The organism is Arenimonas sp. (assembly GCF_019459675.1).
Classification (GTDB): Bacteria; Pseudomonadota; Gammaproteobacteria; order Xanthomonadales; family Xanthomonadaceae; genus Arenimonas.
Map to the genome: position 1 here is coordinate 1 of NZ_JAIBFH010000069.1, position 1726 is coordinate 1726.

At 67.4% G+C, this 1726-nt stretch carries 1 protein-coding gene and 1 pseudogene; both read left to right on the forward strand.

Features of this window, described 5'->3' with window-relative positions:
* A pseudogene (locus K0M70_RS02735) lies at positions 1-1101 on the forward strand (hypothetical protein); the annotation flags it as partial.
* A 305-nt stretch (positions 1102-1406) separates the two neighbouring features.
* The coding region (locus K0M70_RS02740; protein WP_290778954.1) for a hypothetical protein at positions 1407-1726 on the forward strand (320 nt) is incomplete at its 3' end.

Sequence of the window (1726 nt, forward strand, 5' to 3'; positions counted from 1 at the left end):
GACGAAAGCGCCGGCGACGGCGGCGTGTTTTTTTATTCTGCCCCCCCCCCCACCGGGGGGACGCTGGTGCCGGTGGTGGTGGGGCTGGTGGGGACCCGCGGCGGCCCCCGCGGCAGCCCGGCGGGCCCGCAGAACGCCGGCACGGAAGGCGGCCCAGGCTCCGGCGCCGGTACCGGCCGCCAGCCCGCCCGCGTGGGCGTGATCGGCACCGACGGCGGCAAGCTGGCGGTGGACCCGATCCGGAACGTCATCGTCTACCAGGGCGATGCCCAGAAATGGCGCGCCATCCAGGGCGTGCTCGCCCGGCTCGACCAGCCGGCGCGGCAGGTGGTGATCGAGGTCACCATCGCCGAGGTCACGCTGACCGACGAGATCAGCCATGGCGTTGAGTGGGCGCTGCGCAACGTCGGCCTGGACAACTTCAGCGGCGGCCTGACGGCCCTGCAGGGCAGCACCCCGGCCGAGGGTGCGCTGGTATGGAGCCCCATTTCGTCCTCCGGCCAGGTCCGGGCGGTAATGAACCTGTTCGGGCGCGACAGCCGCGTCACCATCCTGTCCACGCCGCGCCTGTTGGTGAAAAGTGGCGAAAGCGCCAGCATCGACGTGGGCACTGAAGTGCCCATCATCACCAGCCAGGCCACGGCGCCGGACCTGCCCAGCACGGGCGGGACCTCTTCGATCCTGCAGGCGGTGCAGTACCGCAAGACCGGCGTCCTGCTCGAAATCGACGCCGTGGTGCACTCCGGGCAGCGGGTGGACCTGAAGATCGCCCAGGAGGTCAGCGAGGCCACGCCCACCGACACCAGCGACATTTCCTCGCCCAGCATCTTCAGCCGGCGCCTGGAGACCAGCCTGAGCCTGTCGGACGGGGAAAGCATGCTGCTGGGCGGCCTGATCTCGTCCAGCCGCACCAAGTCCAAGTCCAAGGTGCCGGGCCTGGGCGACGTGCCGGTGTTGGGCAAGCTGTTCCAGAACAGCCGCGACTCGGACACCCGGACCGAGCTGCTGATGCTGATCACGCCCTATGTGATCGAGGATGCGTCCCAGGCGCGCGCCATCACCGACGCCATCCGGGGGCGGTTCGGCACCGAGGAACCCTGAACGGCGGGCCAACCCGGCCCTGGCGGAGTGCCGGAAGTCTGTTTTGTGAACCGAATCACGAATTTTGAACAAACATTGACGATTGAAATGCACCGTATTACGCTTGCCCGGCGTCTGGAGACTGCGCAGTGCTACAGCATGCGCAGCAAGGGCAACTCCTCTTGGAGGCAAACGGTCATGATGACCCAGCCTCTGAGATGGCTATCCTTGGTGCCGGCGCCGGCACGAGCGTGCGGGCGGTGGGCGGTGTCCGGACGGAACAGGCTGTTCCGATTTTTATTCCCTAAGCTTAGGAGTTAACAACAATGTCTCTCAACAAGAAGCTGCTCGCCGGCACCATCGCCGGTCTGCTGGTCTCGGCCAATGCCGGTGCCGTCGTGCTGGGCGTCGACCCGGCGCGCAACTACGCAATCGAACTGACCAAGCCGGTCGTCCTCAGCGACGTGGGCGACATCATCGAAGCCCGCCTGAACTACAACTTCTCCGACGGTGAAGTGCGTTACGGCCGCCTCGAGTGCACCACTGGCGCCGCTGAGCTGACTCCGGTCGCCGTGCCGACCACCAGCGCCCCGGGCGTCTCGCTGGGTGCCGTCAACGGCGCCGGCACGCCGGCCCTGTTCTTCTC